The following is a 14,619-nucleotide window of genomic DNA, read 5'->3' as shown; positions in this document are numbered from 1 at the left end:
CCACTTTTTTTATGCCCAAACACAGTCGAATCCGGTCCCGCGGTGGGAACCGGTCAGCGGGTGCGGCGGTTGATCTCGTAGCAGAGGACCGCGGCCGCGGAAGCGACGTTGAGCGATTCGATCCCGTTGTGCATGGGGATGCCGATCGGCTGGGCGATGCGTTCCTGGACTTCTGCGGAAAGCCCCGCGGTTTCGCTGCCCAGGACGAACACCGCCCGCGGGCCGAAATCGGCCTCGAACAAGCCCGTCTCGGCGCTGGCGTCGAGGGCGTAGAGCGGGTAACCGGCCTCGGTGAGCAGCTCGGCGGCTTCGGCAGCGGTCCGGGTGCGCAGCACCGGTGCGTGGAACGCGACTCCGGCGGATGCCTTGATGACCAGCGGGTCGATCGCGGCGACGCCCCGATGCGGCACGACGATCCCGTCGATGCCCGAAGCGGTCGCGGTACGCAGGATCATTCCCACGTTGGCCGGGGTGGTCAGCCCGTCCAGCAGCAGCAGCCGCCCCGGAGCGTGCGCCGGGTCGGCGAGCGCGTCCACCAGCGGCCGCATCCGGCGGGCCACGACGTCGGCCGCCACACCCTGATCGTGCCTGCCGTTGCCGGCCAGCACTTTCACCCGGTGCGCGCTGGCGCGCTGCACGCGGACCGCTCGATCGGCCGCGGCTTCCTTGATCTCCTGGACGACCGGCCCGCACACGTCTTCGGCGAGGATCACCTTGTCGACGCGAAGATCGAGGTCTCCCAACGCTTCCAGCACCGGCTTGCGCCCGTAGATGGTCACGAACCGGTCCTTGGGGGAGACATCACCACTCACGTCTCGAGTCTCCCATGCACGCATCGCGACGCTCGGACGGCGGCCGTTCATGTGCCAGGATCGCGGGCATGCCCGATCGCCTCTCCGCCTTAGACGCGTCGTTCCTGTACTTGGAGGACTACACGACCCCCATGCACGTGGGCGGGGTCGCGATCTTCCGCCGACCGCGCGCCGGATTCGATTACGACAAGATGCTGTCGCTCATCGAACGCAGGCTGGCGCTCGTGCCGCGCTACCGGCAGCGCGTGCTGCACGTGCCGGGCAAGATGGCGCGCCCGGTGTGGGTGGACGACGAAGACTTCGACATCACGTACCACGTGCGGCGGTCGGCCCTGCCGAAACCGGGCAACGATGAACAGCTGCACGACCTGATCGCCCGGCTCATGTCCCGCAAGCTCGATCCGACGCGCCCGCTCTGGGAGATCTACCTCGTCGAAGGGCTGTCCAAGAACCGGGTCGCCGTCATCACCAAGACGCACCAGGCGATGGTGGACGGTGTGGGATCGATCGACATCGCGCAGGTGATGCTCGACGCCGATCGCGGCGACAGCGCAGGCGACGCCGACGATCTGTGGATGCCGCGTCCGGCACCCAGCGGGCCCGGGCTGCTGTTGGAAGCGGTCGCGGACGCTGTGCAGCGACCGGGCGAGATCGTGGAGAACGTGCGTGCCGCCGCCGGTGATGCCACGGCCACCGTGCAGAAGGTGGCGCGGACGTTCGGCGGCGTGGTTTCGGCATTGCGCACCGCGGTCATCCCGGCCCCGGCCGGTCCGCTGAACCTGCCGACGTCCACCCAGCGCCGGTTCGCCGTGGCACGGGCGAAGCTGGACGACCTGCGCTCGGTGCGGCGGGCGCACGGCAGCACGGTCAACGACGTGGTGCTGTCTGTGCTGGCCGGGGCACTGCGCAACTGGCTGCTGTCCCGCGGCGAAGTCGTGACGGGCTCCACGACGCTGCGCGCGATCGTCCCGGTGTCCGTGCGCTCCGCGGAGCACACCGGCGAACAGGAGAGCAGTAGCCGTCCGGTCGGGGGGAACGTCTCGGCGCACCTCGTCGACCTACCGGTGGGCGAGGCCAATCCCGTCGTGCGGCTGCACCACCTCACGCACGCCATGCGCGCGCACAGCGACTCCGGGCAGTCAGTGGCCGCCGACGCGTTGGTGAAGGCGTCCGGGTTCGCCCCGCCGACCCTGCACGCTCTCGGCGCCCGCGTGGCCAACCAGCTGTCCGACCGGCTGTTCAACGTGCTGGTCACGAACGTGCCGGGCCCGCAGGTGCCGCTGTACGCGGCGGAGGCGAAGATGATGGAGATGTTCCCGGTGGTGCCGCTGGCCAAGAACCAGTCGCTGTCGGTCGGGATCACCTCCTACAACGGCGGTGTGTTCTTCGGGTTGAACGGGGACCGGGACGCCATGCCGGACGTCGACGTGTTGGCGACGATGATCGGCGAAGCAGTGGACGAGATGATCGGGACGGTCGACGGATGAGGGTTTACGTACCCGCCACGGTGCGGATGTTGCGCGGGCTGGTGGACGACCAGCAGTTGCAGCCGCTCAGCGGAACCGCTTTCGCGCTGACCCCGGCGCTGCGCGAGTCGTACGCGACCGGGGACACCGAGGAACTGGAGTACGCGGCGATGCGCGAAGCCGCGCGGGCCTCGTTGCGGTTGATCTCCAGCGAGCAGGGCGAGGGCGAGAAGGGCGAACTGCGCAGAGCGGTGGTTTCGGCCGATGTCGAGAACCCGACGCTGCGCCCCGATCTGGACAGCGCGGTCGTGCGGTTGTCCGGGCCGATCGGGTGGAAACAGGTGGCCGCTGTGCACGTGGACACCGCCGAGGCCGAGGACGCGGTGCGTGCGGCCGCGGAGGTCATCGACGCTGCCGATCTCGGTGACCCGGACGCGGATTTCGTGCTCGGCGAGGCCGAGGACCACGAGCTGGCCTGGTACGCGCCGCAGGAAGTGCCGTTCCTGCTCGACTTGATGTGATCGCAGGTGCCCGCCGCAGGGATGGTCAGCCCGGGGGCTGGGCCTGCGGCATCGGCGCGTCCCGGAAGACGCCGATCTCCTCGGGCGGTGGCGGCTGGATGTCGGCGGGCGCGCCCCAGTCGTGGTAGGTCGAGGTGAGCGAGACCTGCCCGGCTTGGGCGACCTGTTGGGTGGCGGCGAACTTCGCCGGCAGGCCCGCCTCGTCCAACCACAGCTGGTACCCGAACTCCGCGCGCCCGGAGTCGGCGGCCTTGCGGAAGCGTTCGCGCTGCTGCGGGTCCTCGGCCAGTTCCGCGGCTTCGGCGGTGAGCACCCGCAACTCGTAGCGGGTGGTGGGCGTGCCGCGGAGCTCCTCCGGGGTGGAGGACTGCACGCGGGTAGCGGGTTCGATGCCGGCGAACGCGGTGCGCGGATCGGCGGCCGCGTGCATCTGGGACAGCGCCGGGCTGAGCAGCTTGCCGACGAAGTCCTGCGTCCCGGGTACGACCTTCACCCACGGTTTGTCCGGTTCTGGGTGGGCCAGCGGGGTTTTCAGGTACCCCACACCGTCCACCATGGACAGATCGACCGGTTGCGGGTGGGTGTCCTGGTTCGCCTGCGTCGCACCGTCCACGGCCAGATCCACGCGCGGCCCCTCGTAGCGCACCACGCCCTGCGCGTCGAGCTCGCCGACCAGCCCCAGGTTGCCGGAGATGTCGGTCCGCACGCTGGACTGTTCGGCGAGCTTGCCCATCACCTCGGTGAGCACCGGTTCGGCGGTCGGGCGCGGATCGGGCCGGGCGGCAGCGGCGCCCGGAGCGGGCGGTGCGGGCGGCGGTGGTGGTGAACCGCATGCGGCCAGCGCCGCGGTGATGGCCAGCCCACCGGTCAACACGGTGGTCCACGTTCGGGCTCGGGACATGGACGAGCTCCTCGCACCGGGGAAACGCTGGAATGTGCGGTGCCGCGAGCGGGGCTGCACTGCCCGGCGGCCGTTGCGCCAACGCTAACAACGGTCTCGCCGCGTCACAGGGCACGGCAGCGCCCGTTCGAGCGACGTTCACGCGTCGTCAACACCTGCGCGGGAGCGCAACAACCGACGCAGTGACCCCAACTGCTCCGTTCGGCCGCACTCGGCGGCGTAACTGTCCAGGTGACAGTCCGGATCATCGCCTCCGCCGAGGTGGCCGCAGTTCGGCGGGCACTCCTCGGCGGCCTCGGCGAACCCTTCGAATGCGTCCACCAGATCGTCCGCGGTGACGTGCGCCAACCCGAAGGAACGAATCCCCGGTGTGTCGACGACCCAGCCGTGCTCGGGCAGCGCCAGGGCGACCGCGGACGTGGAGGTGTGCCGCCCCTTGCCGACACCGCTCACCTCGGCGGTGGCCCGGGCAGCGGCCGGAACCAGTTCGTTGACCAGCGTCGACTTGCCCACCCCGGAATGGCCCACGAGTGCCGACACCCGGCTGGACAGCATCTCGCGCAGCTGGTCGGGTGCGTCGCCCAGGCCGGTCATCGCGATCGGTAGGTCCAGCGCGCGGTAGCCGGCCAACCACCCGCCGGGTTCGGCGAGATCGGATTTGGTCAGGCACAGCACCGGGCGCAACCCGCCCGCGTAGGCCGCGACCAGGCAGCGGTCGATGAAGCCGGTCCGTGGGGGCGGGTCGGCCAGGGCCGTGACGATGACCAGCTGCTCGGCGTTGGCCACGACGACCCGCTCGTAGGGGTCGGTGTCGTCGGCGGTGCGGCGCAGCACGCTGCTGCGCTCGTGCACGCGCACCATCCGGGCCAGGGTGTCCGGCTTGCCCGAGGTGTCACCGACCAGGTCCACGTCGTCGCCGACGACGACGGGCGTCCGGCCCAGTTCGCGGGCCCGCATGGCGACGACGATCCGGGCCGGGTCACCGCTCAGCGCGCAGGTCCACCGCCCCCGGTCCACGGCCACGACCATGGCCCGGACGGCGTCGCTGTGCTTGGGCCGCTGCTTGCTGCGCGGCCGGCTGCCGCGCCCGGGACGCACCCGGACATCGGATTCGTCCAGGTCACGGTTTCCCCGCTTGCGCATTCATGCCTCCGGCCGCGCGGCGGGCGCGGCCGTCTCGGGTGCGTTCATGCGGCCTCCAGCATCGCCGACCACATCCCGGGGAAGTCGGGGATCGTTTTCGCGGTGGTGCCGATGTCCTCGACCAGCACCCCGGGAACCGCCAACCCGAGGATGGCACCGGCGGTGGCCATCCGGTGGTCGGCGTAGGAGTGCCAGGTGCTCGGGGTGAGCTCACCGCCGTCGATGAGCAGGCCGTCGGCCGTCTGCTCGACCTGCGCGCCCATCGCCCCGAGCTCGTGCTGCAGCGCGGCGAGCCGATCGGTCTCGTGCCCGCGCAGGTGGGCGATGCCGCGCAGCCGGGAGCGTCCCCGGGCGAGCGCGGCCAGCGCGGCCGCGGTCGGGGCCAGTTCGCCGACGTCGTGCAGGTCGACGTCCACCGGGCGCAGCGCCTCCGCCCCGCGCACGGTCAGCCCGTCACCGGTCAGCCGCACCTGGGCGCCGAACTCGGTGAGGATGCCGCGGAACGCGTCCCCGGCCTGGGTCGTGCTGCTCGGCCAGCCCGGCACCGTCACGGTCCCGGACGTGGCCGCCGCGGCCGCCAGGAACGGGGTCGCGTTGGACAGGTCCGGTTCGACCGCGGTGTCCACCCCGGCCACCGGACCGGGGTGCACCCGCCAACTGCGCGGACCGTGGTCGTCGACGCGCACACCGGCCGTGCGCAGCATGGACACGGTCATGTCGATGTGCGGCAGGGACGGCACCGGACTGCCCTCGTGCACCACGTGCACCCCCGCCTCGAAGCAGGCCCCGGACAGCAGCAGTCCGGAGACGAACTGCGAGGACGCCGACGCGTCGATGGTGACCGTTCCCCCGGCGACCCGGCCGGTTCCGCGGACGGTGAACGGCAGCGCCGAGCCCGTGATGTCGGCACCCAGCGAGCGCACCGCGTCCAGCACCGTGCCCAGTGGACGCTCCCGGGCGCGCGGATCGCCGTCGAAGTCGACGTCCCCGGCGGCCAGGGCAGCCACCGGCGGCACGAACCGCATCACGGTGCCGGCGAGTCCGCAGTCGACCGCGGCCGGCCCGCGCAGCGGTCCCGGCACGACGTGCCAGGAACCGTCCGCGCCGTCGGTGATCCCGGTGCCGAGCGCGCGCAGCGCTCCGGCCATGAGCTCGGTGTCCCTGCTGCGCAGCGGATCACGCAGGGTGGACGGCCCGTCGGCGAGTGCGGCCAGCACCAGGGCGCGGTTGGTGATCGACTTCGAACCCGGGACGGCGACCGTTGCGCGCACCGGACCGGACGCCGCGGGTGCGGCCCACATATCGGTCATGCCCCGATGATCCCGCATGCCCGTCGCGTACCTCGCCACGGGCCCGCTGGCCTGGAATGATGGCGTGCGGAAGGAGGTCGGCATGTGCGGTAGGTACGCCTCCGGGAAAACCCCGGCCGAGCTGGCCGCGGAGTTCGCCGCGGTGGACCGGACCGGTGGTGCGGCACCCGGCCCGGACTTCAACATCGCGCCCACGAAGGACGTGCCCGGCGTGATCGCCGGCCGCGCGGACCAGGAACGCGGGGAGCGGCAGCTGCGGGTCCTGCGCTGGGGCCTGGTCCCGAAGTGGGCCGAGCGCGCGAGCAGCCGGATGATCAACGCGAAGGCGGAGACCGTCATCGCCAAACCCGCGTTCCGCGCGCCGATCAAGTACCACCGCTGCCTGCTGCCCGCCGACGGCTGGTACGAGTGGAAGCGCGAAGCGGGCGGCAAGCAGCCGATCTTCACCACCGGCCCGGACAGCGGTGCGCTAGCTCTGGCGGGCCTCTTCGCGACCTGGCGAGATCCGGCCGAGCCGCAGTCGGAACCGCTGGTCAGCTGCGCGGTGCTCACCACGGCCGCTTTCGGTGCGCTCGCCGACGTGCACCACCGGATGCCGCTGCTGCTCCCCGACCGGTCCTGGCAGCGCTGGCTGGACCCGGAGGTGCACGAGGTCGGGGACCTGCTCGAACCGGATCCGCAGCTGTACGCGGGCCTGCGCAGCCGTCCGGTGTCCAGCGCGGTGAACAAGGTCGCCAACAACGGCCCCGGCCTGGTGGAGGAGGTCCGGCCGGACGAGCCCTCGCCCGTGCGGCTGGACCGCAGCTGATCTCCTGCTGGGCGGGTGCTCTAGGTTGGGTCGGCGTGAACCGGGGTGAGTGCTGATGTGCGGTCGCTATGCCGTGAGCCTGGATCCGGCGGCGCTGGCCGGGGAGTTCGACGCGGTCGATCGCACGGCGGGTTCGATCGGACCGGATTTCAACGTGACGCCCACGCGCACGGTGCCGATCGTCGTGCAGCGCGGTGCCGATCGCAGCGTGCGGCCCGTGCGCTGGGGGCTGGTGCCGACCTGGGCTGCGGAGATCGGGAACGGCCCACCGCTGATCAACGCGCGGGCGGAGACGCTCACCGGAAAGCCGTCCTTCGCCGACGCCGCGGCTCGACGCCGCTGCCTCATGCCGGCCACCGGGTGGTTCGAGTGGCGTCCGGACGACCCGCGCAGGCAGCCCTACCTGTGCAGCGGCGGTGATGGTGCGAGTCTGGCGATGGCCGCGGTGTTCAGCGCGTGGTGGCCCCCGGAGTCCCCGGATCGCCCGCTGGTCAGCTGCGCGGTGGTGACCGCGGCGGCTCGCGGACCCGCGGCGGAGATCCACCACCGGATGCCGCTGCTGCTGCCCGCGCAGCGCTGGGACGAGTGGCTCGATCCGGAGCGCACGCAGCCGGGAGACCTGCTGGAGCCCGATCCGGAGGCGTACCGGTTGCGGATCAGCCCGGTGTCGGCGGAGGTCAACAGCATGCGCCACAACCGACCCGACCTGCTGGAACCCACCGAGGAGTTGCCGATGCCCGCCGAACAAGCAGCGCTGTTCGAATCATGACCGGCTTGCAGGTGGCAACGCCGCACGGCCCGGCGCGGGTCGAGCTGCACTGCGCCGAGGAAGGACGGGCCGCGCTCCTGCTCGGGCACGGCGCCGGCGGAGGTGTCCGCGCCCCGGACCTGGTGGCCGCGACCCGGACCGCCACCGCCGCCGGGGTGCACGTGGCGCTGGTCGAGCAGCCGTACCGGGTGGCGGGGCGTCGTGCTCCGGCGCCTGCCCGGCAGCTGGACGCGGCGTGGCTGGCGGTGGTCGAGGAGCTCGGTGGCCAGCACTTCGCGAACCTCCCGCTGATCTTCGGCGGGCGGTCATCGGGGGCGCGGGTGGCGTGCCGGACGGCTGACCCGGGCGGGGCCTCCGCGGTGCTGTGTCTGGCCTTCCCGGTGCATCCACCGGGCAAGCCGGAGAAGTCCCGGATGTCCGAGCTCGACGGGCTCGACGTGCCAGCGCTGGTGGTGCAGGGCGAGCGGGACGCCTTCGGCCAGCCGACGCCGTCGCATGAGCGCGAGGTCGTGCTGGTGCCGGGGGACCACGCGCTGAAGGCGGATGCCGAAGCGGTGTCGCATGCCGTCGGGGAGTGGTTCGCCCGGGTACTGCGGCTGTTCGACTGAATCATCGTTTTCCCAGGTGGCGCGTGCGTTCACCATCTGAAAAGCAGCTCGTTGTGCGCTGCTCGCCCCGGGCGCAGGATGACGGGCGTAGGTGAAAGCCGCTCACGAACTGGGGGGGAACGTTGCCCGGCGCCGACGAGGAACTGGCAGAACGGGTCCACGGCGGCTCCGATGCCGCGTTCGCCCTGCTCTACGACCGGCACGTGCACGCGGCCCGCAGGCTCGCCGCCACGCTGGCCGTCCCGCCCACCGACCCGGAGGACCTGGTGTCGGAGGCGTTCAGCCGGCTGCTGGGGGCGCTGCGGCGGCGTCGCGTGCTGCACTTCCGCGCCTACCTCAACACGACGATGCGCAACCTGGCCGCCGACACCTGCCGACAGCAGGATCGCTACCGGTTGGTGGCGGACATGACCGCCGTGCCGCACCCGTCCATGGTCGTGCCGTTCACCGACCCGGTCGTGCGGCGCATCGACCGCGCCGAGGTGGGCGACGCGTTCGGGGCGCTGCCCAAGCGGTGGCAAGCCGTGCTGTGGTGGCTGGAAGTGGAAGGTGTGAGCACCGGTGCGGTGGCCGAGACCACCGGCATGTCGGCCGCCGGGGTGTCCGCGTTGGCCTACCGGGCCCGCAACGGGCTGCGCGCCGCGTACGCCCGGTGCGAACGGCGCCCGGCAGTCCACCCCGGCCGCGACCGACCCCGGTCCCGCCGCCCGGCGGATGCGCAGGCCATGACCACCTGTCGCAGGTGAGCGGATCCACCTGCGGGGCGGGCGGCGCGTACCGCGCGGCGCCCACCGGGCCGGGACGCCCTCCCCGGACCGGCCCGGCGGGAGGGCGGCCCGTCCGCGTCATGCGGGCCCTCTCCCGGCCCCTCCGGCCCGGGCGACGTGCGCGCCGCGTGCGGGCTGGAATACGTCGTGCGGTGATCGTGTTGTTCCCGGTGTGACTGCGGATTCGAGGAACACATGCCTGCTGGACCGCCACGGTGCGGCTGCGCGCCCGGCGGCCGGTGACTGCGGACGGACGCGGGTACCCTCGGAGTCGGACCATGCGCAGGACAGCATGGGTTCGTCGCCCGATGTCACCTCACCGAGGCGACGGGAAAGGAGCCCGGTGCCAAGCACCCCACAGCAGCCGGACACCTCCGGGCCGGCCGGGACTGCTGCCCAGTCAGGTGCCGTCGACGAGCAGGCCGACAGCACCTCGGCCGAAGCGGTTCCGCCCCAGGAGGAGGAGACCGAAGAGCAGCGCGCGGCGCGCTTCGAGCGCGACGCCATGCCGCTGCTGGACCAGTTGTACGGCGCGGCGCTGCGGATGACGCGCAACGCGCAGGACGCCGAGGACCTCGTCCAGGAGACCTATCTCAAGGCGTACTCGGCCTTCAAGACGTTCAAGCAGGGCACGAACCTCAAGGCGTGGCTCTACCGGATCCTGACCAACACCTACATCAACGGCTACCGCAAGCGCCAGCGGCAGCCGCAGCAGCAGCCCACCGACGAGATCGCCGACTGGCAGCTGGCCCAGGCGGAGAACCACACCTCCGGCGGTCTGCGCTCGGCCGAGGTGGAGGCGCTGGACAGGCTGCCGGACACCGACGTCAAGAACGCGCTGCAGCAGTTGGCCGAAGAGTTCCGGATGGTCGTCTACCTGGCCGACGTGGAGGGCTTCGCCTACAAGGAGATCGCCGAGATCATGGGGACGCCGATCGGCACCGTGATGTCCCGGCTGCACCGCGGGCGCAGGCAGCTGCGCGACATGCTCAACGGCGTCGCCCGCGACCGCGGTTTCCTGCGGGAGAACAAGCGGGAGGTGAGCACCTCATGAGCGGCTGCGAGAACGACTGGACCTCCTGCGAGGAAGTGCTCGCCGAGGTGTGGTTGTTCCTGGACAACGAGTGCGACCAGCAGCGCCGCGCGCTCGTGCAGGAACACCTCGACGGGTGCGGGAGCTGTCTGGAGCAGTTCGGCATCGAGGAGCACATCAAGGCACTGCTGCACCGCAAGTGCAGCGGGGAGCACGCCCCGGTGGAGCTGCGCGACCGGCTCCGCGCGTCCATCCGGGACGCCATGCTGCAGCGCGCCGAAGTGACCGTGGAGAGCGGGCCGGAGGGCACTTCGGTGGAGGTGCGCACCAAGTACGTCAGCGAGTGACGAGCCCGCCGCGAACGCACGAAAGCCCCGGACTCCGAGTCCGGGGCTTTCGCGTGTTCGGAGCGGCTCGACCGCGGCTCACGAAAGCGGACGCTTGCCGTGGTTGGCCTTGTTCTTCTTGCGGTCCTTCTTCTTGCGGGCGCGCTTACCCATGGGGCCTCCCTCGGCATCGGCGGCGGACCAGGACCCGCTGCGCCGCGTGGCGGCTGCGTTCGGGCTGGTATTCCGGACTTCAGTCTGCCATGTCGGCGACCTGGTGCCGTTGGGTGGTTCCGCTCGTGGTTTCCTGTTCATCGGGCCCGCCGCCCGCGCCGACGGGCCCGATGAGGAGGGGAGTGCCATGGCCGAGGAGATCCGGGCCGAGATGGTCGCCAACGTGATGTCGGTGTCGGTCACCGCGGGCGATCGGGTGGGCGACGGTGATGCGCTGGTGCTGCTGGAATCCATGAAGATGGAGATCCCGGTGCTCAGCGAGGTCTCCGGCACGGTCGCGCAGGTCGGCGTCCAAGCCGGTGACGTCGTCCAGGAAGGCGACCTGATCGCCACCGTCGAATGAGCCCCGACCGCGGCCACCCCGCGGGTGGGCGTGACGACCGGAGAGGTGGACCTTGTCCACGTTGAGCGATCTGCTGGCCGAGCACACCGGGTTGTCCGGTGCGGCCGCCGACCACCTGCAGCTCGTGGTGGCCGAGTGGCAGCTGTTGTCCGATCTCTCGTTCGCGGATTTCCTGCTGTGGGTGCCGACCGGACCGGCGGAGGCCCCGGAGAACCGGTTCCTGTGCGTGGCCCAGGCCAGGCCCACGACCGCGCCCACCGCGCACCCGGAGGACGTGGTGGGCAGCGAAGTCACCCAGGAAGATCATCCGCAGCTGCGCCGCGCGGCGCTGGAGCTGCGGATCTGCCGCGAGGAGGACCCGCGCTGGCACCTGGGCGTGCCCGTGCGGCGGGAGACGATCCCGGTCCGGTTGGGCGACGAGGTGGTCGCGGTGCTCAGCCGGGACACCAACCTCGCGGTGCCGCGGGTGCCTTCCCCGCTGGAGATCTCCTACCTGGGCAGTGCGGCGGACCTGTGCCAGATGGTCGCCGACGGCACGTTCCCCACCGCGGAACCGGCGGCCGATGTGCACACCAGCCCGCGTGTCGGGGACGGCCTGGTCCGGTTGGACAGTTCCGGGACGGTCGTGTTCGCCAGCCCGAACGCGTTGTCCGCCTACCACCGGATGGGCCATGCCGCGGATCTGGTGGGCACCCAGCTGGCCCCGCTGACCCGGTCGCTGCTCAACGACCCGTTCGACGCGGACGAGGTGTCCCAGCGGATCCGGGGCGCGCTCGGCGGCCAGCCCAGCATGCGCATCGAGGCCGAGGCCCGGGGCGCGACGGTGCTGTTCCGGGCGCTACCGCTGCAGCCGCGCGGTCAACCGGCTGGTGCGCTGGCACTGGTGCGCGACGTCACCGAGGTCAAGCGGCGTGATCGCGCGCTGATGTCCAAGGACGCCACCATCCGGGAGATCCACCACCGGGTCAAGAACAACCTGCAGACGGTCGCGGCGCTGCTGCGGCTCCAGGCCCGGCGGACCGGGAACAACGAGGCCGGTCTGGCGCTGAACGAATCGGTGCGCCGAGTGACCTCGATCGCGCTGGTGCACGAGACGTTGTCGATGTCGGTCGACGAGCGGGTGGACCTGGACGACGTGGTCGACCGGGTGATCCCGATGATGAGCGATGTGGCCACGGCGGAGACCGGGGTGAAGGTCCGCCGGGACGGCCGGTTCGGCGTGGTCTCGGCCGAGTTGGCGACTCCGCTGGTCATGGTGCTGACCGAGCTGGTGCAGAACGCGTTGGAGCACGCGTTCAAGGAGGGCCAGGGCGGTGAGGTAGTGGTGCAGGCGGAGCGTTCGGCGCGCTGGCTGGACGTCGTCATCTCCGACGACGGTCGCGGCCTGCCGAAGGGTTTTTCCTTGGAGCGCACCGAACGCCTCGGCCTGCAGATCGTGCGGACCCTCGTCGAATCCGAACTGCGAGGGTCGTTGAGCTTGCGCAGCCGCGGCCGGCAGAGCGGAACCGAAGCTGTGCTCCGGGTTCCGCTCAAGTACCGGCGCTGAGCAGGGCGGGGCCGGTACTGCCGGGGCTGCGCTGCGTGCGTCGATATCCGTGGCGCGCCACATCGGGGTGGGCGTGCCGGGGCCGATCCGGTCGGTGTCCGGTGGCCGCCCACGGGGATGGTGGTTGCACCGGATTCGCCGACATCAACGCTGATCAGCCTGGGTTCTCGTCGGGGTTTGCGGGTTTCGCTGTGCGGTAGCCGTTACTGCCGCCGGGGCGAAAACGGCGGGTCGGTCGCCGGTGGGGTACCGGCCGACCCGGTGCGCTTTCAGCGGGGGGCGTGCCTCATGCGTTGCTGCGGGCCGCCCGGGTGCGGGCGTTGCGCCGCTTGAGCGCGCGCCGCTCGTCCTCGCTCATACCGCCCCAGACACCGGCGTCCTGGCCGCTCTCCAATGCCCAGGCCAGGCACTCCGAGGCGACCGGGCAGCGGCGGCAAACGGCTTTCGCCTCGGCGATCTGCAGCAGCGCAGGACCGCTGTTCCCAACGGGGAAGAACAGTTCCGGGTCCTCGTCGCGGCATACCGCACGGTGGCGCCAGTCCATCGTTCCTTGCTCCTCGCTAGGCGCGCCAACACGCGCCGTGGTCGTTCGTTCGGGGTTTGTGAATGCTTTCACGGAGTCCGTGTGCTTGTGAATGCTTTCACGAACAGCCGCAAAGTCAAGAGATCGATCTAGAGCGGTGAGCGAACTCACCTGAAAGATCGACGAGGCTTGACCAGGGGTTTGTTGTGTTGACGCCACCCGCCGACGGGGGTCGCGAAGCAGCGACTACACTGACCCGTTACGAGAAGGTTATACAGCGACACGCAGGGCGTCCGGCACGGCGGAGAACTCCACCGCGGAACGCTCACCCAGGCTGTCGCCGTCGACCTGCAGGCGCAACGGCTCCGTACAGGCTACGCGGAGATGCCCCACGTCCGCACGCGTGAACAGGGTTTTCCCCTGTGGCGTCGCTCTACCGTGCAGCATCGCGCCGACCTGCCGCAGCACAGCGTAAACGTTCATGCTACGCAGCGCCAGCATTCCCAGGCCGGTATCGAAACCCGTTTCCGGTGACATCCGCACCGGGCGCGACCCCAGGTAGGTCCACGGGTCGGTGTTCGAGACGAACAGGGTGTGCAGGTCGGGTACCGGTTCCTCGTCGCCGACCTGCACCGACAACCGCGGCTCCCGCCGGGCCAGCCGGAAGTAGCAGCCCAGCGCCGTGCGTGCGTACAGCGCTGGGGTCACTGCGCGGCCCTCGGCGCGCAGCTCCTCGACGGCGGCGACCACGTCGGCGTCCCAACCGACGCCCGCGTTGAACGTGAACCAGCGCTCGTCGGCCTTGCCCAGGCCCACCCAGCGGGTGCCGCCGGTCTCCACCGCGCGCAGCAGCCGGTGCGTGGCCTCGACCGGGTCGCGCGGCAAGCCCAGCGCGCGGGCGAACACGTTGGCCGAACCGCCGGGCACCACGCCCAGCACCGGCATCGAGGCGTCGCCGCAGCCGGTCACGGACAGCAGGCCGTTGACCACTTCGTTGACCGTCCCGTCGCCGCCGTGCGCGATCACCAGGTCGGTGCCTTCGGCGGCCGCCGCCCGCGCCGTCTCCCTGGCGTGGCCGGCATGTTCGGTCTGCACCACGTCCAGCTTGAGTTCGCTGGCCAGCGCGTGGGCCAGCACGTCCCGGCCGGCCGCGGAAGTCGCGGTCGCCTGCGGGTTCACGACGAGGACAGCGCGCACAACCCGCAGCCTAGGCCAGGGCCGGATCCGTCCGGTGTCGGGTCGGCCCGTGCGGACGGTGCCTCGTGCACTCCGCCCGACAACGGACTGCCCGCGCGGTGGCGGTGCTCGTCCGGTCAGTTCCGCCGGTGGTCTCCTCCCGGGTCGGGTGCGTTGCGGCCTGGGCCGCGTCCGCCGCGGGCGTGCGGACGTGGTCGGGGCACCCGCCGCAGGTGCGCCGACGCGTCCCGCGCCGCGGGTTCCCGGCCGGTGCCAGGTGCGCAACCCCGGAACGCACCTGCAGGGCACCGCCCGCCGGGGGCGGCCGGACGC

At 71.5% G+C, this 14,619-nt stretch carries 17 protein-coding genes; 10 read left to right on the top strand and 7 right to left on the bottom strand.

Annotated elements, in window-relative coordinates; genetic code table 11:
• Nucleotides 1-53: 53 nt before the first annotated feature.
• Entirely contained in the window at nt 54-836 is a 783-nt protein-coding gene (locus tag IQ251_RS15465) for a TrmH family RNA methyltransferase (protein WP_193929290.1), read from the bottom strand.
• A gap of 44 nt (nt 837-880) precedes the next feature.
• Here IQ251_RS15465 and IQ251_RS15460 point away from each other — a divergent pair, with 44 nt between their 5' ends.
• Together IQ251_RS15460 and IQ251_RS15455 are read left to right on the top strand one after the other, a co-directional pair.
• Nucleotides 881-2,299 (top strand): WS/DGAT/MGAT family O-acyltransferase, encoded by a 1,419-nt coding sequence (locus IQ251_RS15460; RefSeq protein WP_193929289.1) that lies wholly within the window; start codon nt 881-883, stop codon nt 2,297-2,299.
• Complete coding sequence (locus IQ251_RS15455) at nt 2,296-2,799, top strand: DUF6912 family protein (protein WP_193929288.1); 504 nt, start codon at nt 2,296-2,298, stop codon at nt 2,797-2,799. Before IQ251_RS15460 ends, IQ251_RS15455 begins: the two co-directional genes overlap by 4 nt.
• A gap of 25 nt (nt 2,800-2,824) precedes the next feature.
• On the opposite strand, the gene IQ251_RS15450 is transcribed toward IQ251_RS15455, so the two are convergent.
• The 3 genes from IQ251_RS15450 to aroA all read right to left on the bottom strand — a co-directional run bounded on the left by IQ251_RS15450 (nt 2,825) and on the right by aroA (nt 6,153).
• Nucleotides 2,825-3,700: an SCO4651 family lipoprotein gene (locus IQ251_RS15450; RefSeq protein ID WP_193929287.1), complete on the bottom strand. Its 876-nt coding sequence runs from the start codon at nt 3,698-3,700 to the stop codon at nt 2,825-2,827.
• Between the two features lie 138 nt (nt 3,701-3,838).
• Entirely contained in the window at nt 3,839-4,843 is a 1,005-nt protein-coding gene (gene rsgA / locus IQ251_RS15445) for a ribosome small subunit-dependent GTPase A (RefSeq protein WP_193929286.1), read from the bottom strand.
• A 44-nt stretch (nt 4,844-4,887) separates the two neighbouring features.
• Nucleotides 4,888-6,153 (bottom strand): 3-phosphoshikimate 1-carboxyvinyltransferase, encoded by a 1,266-nt coding sequence (gene aroA / locus IQ251_RS15440; RefSeq protein ID WP_193929285.1) that lies wholly within the window; start codon nt 6,151-6,153, stop codon nt 4,888-4,890.
• Between the two features lie 82 nt (nt 6,154-6,235).
• Here aroA and IQ251_RS15435 point away from each other — a divergent pair, with 82 nt between their 5' ends.
• The 6 genes from IQ251_RS15435 (at nt 6,236) to rsrA (ending at nt 10,485) form a co-directional block, all read left to right on the top strand.
• On the top strand, nt 6,236-6,961 hold the full coding sequence (locus IQ251_RS15435; RefSeq protein ID WP_193929300.1) for an SOS response-associated peptidase: 726 nt from the start codon (nt 6,236-6,238) through the stop codon (nt 6,959-6,961).
• A 55-nt stretch (nt 6,962-7,016) separates the two neighbouring features.
• The gene (locus tag IQ251_RS15430) at nt 7,017-7,730 is read left to right on the top strand and encodes an SOS response-associated peptidase (RefSeq protein ID WP_193929284.1); all 714 of its coding nucleotides are present in this window, start codon (nt 7,017-7,019) and stop codon (nt 7,728-7,730) included.
• Nucleotides 7,727-8,338 carry an alpha/beta hydrolase family protein gene (locus IQ251_RS15425; protein WP_193929283.1) on the top strand — a complete coding sequence of 204 codons (612 nt, stop codon included), beginning with the start codon at nt 7,727-7,729 and terminating at the stop codon, nt 8,336-8,338. The genes IQ251_RS15430 and IQ251_RS15425 overlap by 4 nt, the downstream gene beginning before the upstream one ends.
• 122 nt (nt 8,339-8,460) lie before the next feature.
• Complete coding sequence (locus tag IQ251_RS15420) at nt 8,461-9,084, top strand: RNA polymerase sigma factor (RefSeq protein ID WP_193929282.1); 624 nt, start codon at nt 8,461-8,463, stop codon at nt 9,082-9,084.
• A gap of 364 nt (nt 9,085-9,448) precedes the next feature.
• Complete coding sequence (locus tag IQ251_RS15415) at nt 9,449-10,159, top strand: sigma-70 family RNA polymerase sigma factor (RefSeq protein ID WP_193929281.1); 711 nt, start codon at nt 9,449-9,451, stop codon at nt 10,157-10,159.
• Nucleotides 10,156-10,485 carry a mycothiol system anti-sigma-R factor gene (gene rsrA / locus IQ251_RS15410; RefSeq protein ID WP_193929280.1) on the top strand — a complete coding sequence of 110 codons (330 nt, stop codon included), beginning with the start codon at nt 10,156-10,158 and terminating at the stop codon, nt 10,483-10,485. Before IQ251_RS15415 ends, rsrA begins: the two co-directional genes overlap by 4 nt.
• A 78-nt stretch (nt 10,486-10,563) precedes the next feature.
• On the opposite strand, the gene IQ251_RS20305 is transcribed toward rsrA, so the two are convergent.
• Nucleotides 10,564-10,638: a 50S ribosomal protein bL37 gene (locus IQ251_RS20305; RefSeq protein WP_370591425.1), complete on the bottom strand. Its 75-nt coding sequence runs from the start codon at nt 10,636-10,638 to the stop codon at nt 10,564-10,566.
• 46 nt (nt 10,639-10,684) lie between these two features.
• Here IQ251_RS20305 and IQ251_RS20300 point away from each other — a divergent pair, with 46 nt between their 5' ends.
• Entirely contained in the window at nt 10,685-11,041 is a 357-nt protein-coding gene (locus tag IQ251_RS20300; protein WP_370591422.1) for a biotin/lipoyl-binding carrier protein, read from the top strand.
• 52 nt (nt 11,042-11,093) lie between these two features.
• Entirely contained in the window at nt 11,094-12,587 is a 1,494-nt protein-coding gene (locus IQ251_RS15400) for a PAS domain-containing sensor histidine kinase (protein WP_193929279.1), read from the top strand.
• 286 nt (nt 12,588-12,873) lie between these two features.
• Here the strand turns inward: IQ251_RS15400 and IQ251_RS15395 are convergent, their stop codons facing one another.
• Nucleotides 12,874-13,131 (bottom strand): WhiB family transcriptional regulator, encoded by a 258-nt coding sequence (locus IQ251_RS15395; RefSeq protein WP_193929278.1) that lies wholly within the window; start codon nt 13,129-13,131, stop codon nt 12,874-12,876.
• Between the two features lie 249 nt (nt 13,132-13,380).
• Nucleotides 13,381-14,307 (bottom strand): diacylglycerol/lipid kinase family protein, encoded by a 927-nt coding sequence (locus tag IQ251_RS15390; RefSeq protein ID WP_193929277.1) that lies wholly within the window; start codon nt 14,305-14,307, stop codon nt 13,381-13,383.
• Nucleotides 14,308-14,619 lie beyond the last annotated feature (312 nt).

Origin of the sequence: Saccharopolyspora montiporae, from assembly GCF_015209505.1 — a bacterium.
Classification (GTDB): domain Bacteria; phylum Actinomycetota; class Actinomycetes; order Mycobacteriales; family Pseudonocardiaceae; genus Saccharopolyspora; species Saccharopolyspora montiporae.
Note: the sequence above shows the minus strand (reverse complement) of the source record. Positions and strands in the feature narration are given on the sequence as shown.